We start from the raw sequence: 2,010 nt of genomic DNA, 5'->3' as shown, positions 1-2,010 counted from the left end.
GCGCCTTGAGGCGATCGAGCAGGCTGTCGAGGTCGGGCATAGCCGCGCTTTAGCGAACAGTATCGATCTCGACAACCGTCTTCGCGCCGGCATGCACATGGGCACAGAGATAAGATCGTCGGCGACGACGTTTTTCGCCGGTTCAGGGCAACGAGACGACTGCGCTCGGCTTCGTAATCCGACGGTCTAGCCGGATTACGCTCCCTCAAGCGCTTCGGGACGCGGCATCGCGATGATGTTGTAGCCGCAATCGACGAAGTGGATCTCACCGGTGACCCCGCCCGAGAGATCGCTCAGGAGGTAGAGGGCCGAGCCGCCGACCTCGTCGAGGCTCACGGTCCGCCGCAGGGGCGCGTGCGCCTTCTGGTGGGCGAACATGGCGCGCGCGTCGCCGATGCCGGCACCCGCGAGCGTCCGCATCGGCCCGGCAGAGATCGCGTTGACGCGGATGCCGTCGGGCCCGAGGTCGCCGGCGAGGTAGCGCACCGAGGCTTCGAGGGCGGCCTTGGCCACGCCCATGACGTTGTAGTTCGGCATGACCCGCGTAGCGCCGCCGAAGGTCAGGGTGAGGAGCGCGCCGCCCGGCCGCATCATCCGGGCCGCGCGCTGGGCCACCTCCGTGAAGGAGAAGCACGAGATCGTCATGGTGCGCGAGAAATTCTCGCGGGTGGTGGCGTCGACGTAGCGGCCCTTCAATTCGGCCTTGTCGGAGAAGCCGATGGCGTGGACGACGAAGTCGATGCCGTCCGGCCAGCGCTCCGCGAGGCTCGCGAAGACGGCGTCGACGCTGGCGAGATCCTCCACGTCGCAGGGCAGCACGATGTCCGAGCCGAGCGAGGCGGCCAGCGGCGTCACGCGGCGCCCGAGCGCCTCACCCTGGTAGGTGAAGGCGAGATCCGCTCCCTGGCCGTGCAAGGCCTTGGCGATGCCCCAGGCGATGGAATGGTCGTTGGCGACCCCCATGATGAGGCCGCGCCTGCCCGCCATCAAACCCGTCATGCGTATCCTCAGCCTTGCGATCCGGCCTCGTCGGGCCGGTTTCGTTGATGGGTCTTCAAACGTCCTTGGGCATGGCGGACTGGATCAGCCGGTCGGAGCTGAGATCCTCCTCGTCGTAGCCCAGGAGCTCGGCGAGGCGCCCGCGGGCGCGGCTGACGCGGCTCTTCACCGTGCCGACCTTGCAGCCCATGATCGCCGCGGCCTCCTCGTAGGAGACCCCCTCGGCGCCGACCAGCACCAGGGCCTCGCGCTGGTCGGGCGGCAGCTTGGCCAACGCCGTCTGCAGGTCCTCGACGTCGAGGCGGTCGCCCTGGTGGGGGGCGGTGGCGAGGCGCGCGGCGTAGGAGCCGTCCTGATCCTCGACCTCGCGCACGCGCTTGCGGTGGTCCGAGTAGAAGATGTTGCGCAGGATCGTGAACAGCCAGGCGTTGAGGTTGGTGCCGGGCTGGAAGCGGGCGCGGTGCTGCCAGCCCTTCAGGAGCGTGTCCTGCACGAGGTCGTCGGAACGGGCCGGATTGCTCGTGAGCGAGAGGGCGAAGGCGCGCAAGGACGGTACGGCGGCAAGCAGGCCGTTGCGGAACTCCGGCTCGATCGCCTCCCCGCGGGCGCGCAGTGCCGCCTCGAGCTTCTCGAGGAGTTCGGCGAAGCGGCCCGGCTGCTCGTCGGTCCCGAGCCGGTCGTAGACCGTGCGCAGGTGGTCGCCGAGATGGGTCCGGATGTTGGCCGGAAGCTTGGGGCGTCCGTCCCCCGCGTCACTGTCGGGCATCGTCTCGATCACGTCGCGTGTCATGGCTCGTCGAGTTCTGATTGGGTCGGAGGGCGACCGGCGACAGGGGCTCCGGCGCATCGGCAAGGTGTCGAGGCCGTCCGCTACAGGCCGGGACACCCATCGGCGTTCGGCCGGTTGTAGCGCATCACAGTCCGGCTTGCACCCCGTACGCTCAAGCTCACCCGGCGATGGTCGCCGCCGAGGGCGCAGCTGCCGGGGTCACCCGGCCTGGGCTTGGCTTG

3 protein-coding genes are annotated in these 2,010 nt (G+C 69.2%); 1 reads left to right on the top strand and 2 read right to left on the bottom strand.

Features of this window, described 5'->3' with window-relative positions:
* On the top strand, positions 1-190 hold a 190-nt coding region (locus ACFE7U_RS17500; RefSeq protein WP_375410984.1), incomplete at its 5' end, for a hypothetical protein.
* Between the two features lie 5 nt (positions 191-195).
* On the opposite strand, the gene fabI is transcribed toward ACFE7U_RS17500, so the two are convergent.
* Both fabI and ACFE7U_RS17490 read right to left on the bottom strand, forming a co-directional pair.
* The gene (fabI, locus tag ACFE7U_RS17495) at positions 196-999 is read right to left on the bottom strand and encodes an enoyl-ACP reductase FabI (RefSeq protein WP_375410983.1); all 804 of its coding nucleotides are present in this window, start codon (positions 997-999) and stop codon (positions 196-198) included.
* Positions 1,000-1,054: 55 nt separating this feature from the next.
* Positions 1,055-1,789: a sigma-70 family RNA polymerase sigma factor gene (locus ACFE7U_RS17490; protein ID WP_375410982.1), complete on the bottom strand. Its 735-nt coding sequence runs from the start codon at positions 1,787-1,789 to the stop codon at positions 1,055-1,057.
* Between the last annotated feature and the right edge of the window lie 221 nt (positions 1,790-2,010).

The organism is uncultured Methylobacterium sp. (assembly GCF_964251405.1).
Taxonomy (GTDB): domain Bacteria; phylum Pseudomonadota; class Alphaproteobacteria; order Rhizobiales; family Beijerinckiaceae; genus Methylobacterium.
This window is presented reverse-complemented; position numbering and strand designations above follow the sequence as displayed.

Coding starts and splice junctions, on each gene's coding strand:
- ACFE7U_RS17490 (WP_375410982.1), bottom strand. CDS start 1,789: ATGACACGCGACGTGATCGAGACGATGCCCGACAGTGACGCGGGGGAC.
- fabI (WP_375410983.1), bottom strand. CDS start 999: ATGACGGGTTTGATGGCGGGCAGGCGCGGCCTCATCATGGGGGTCGCC.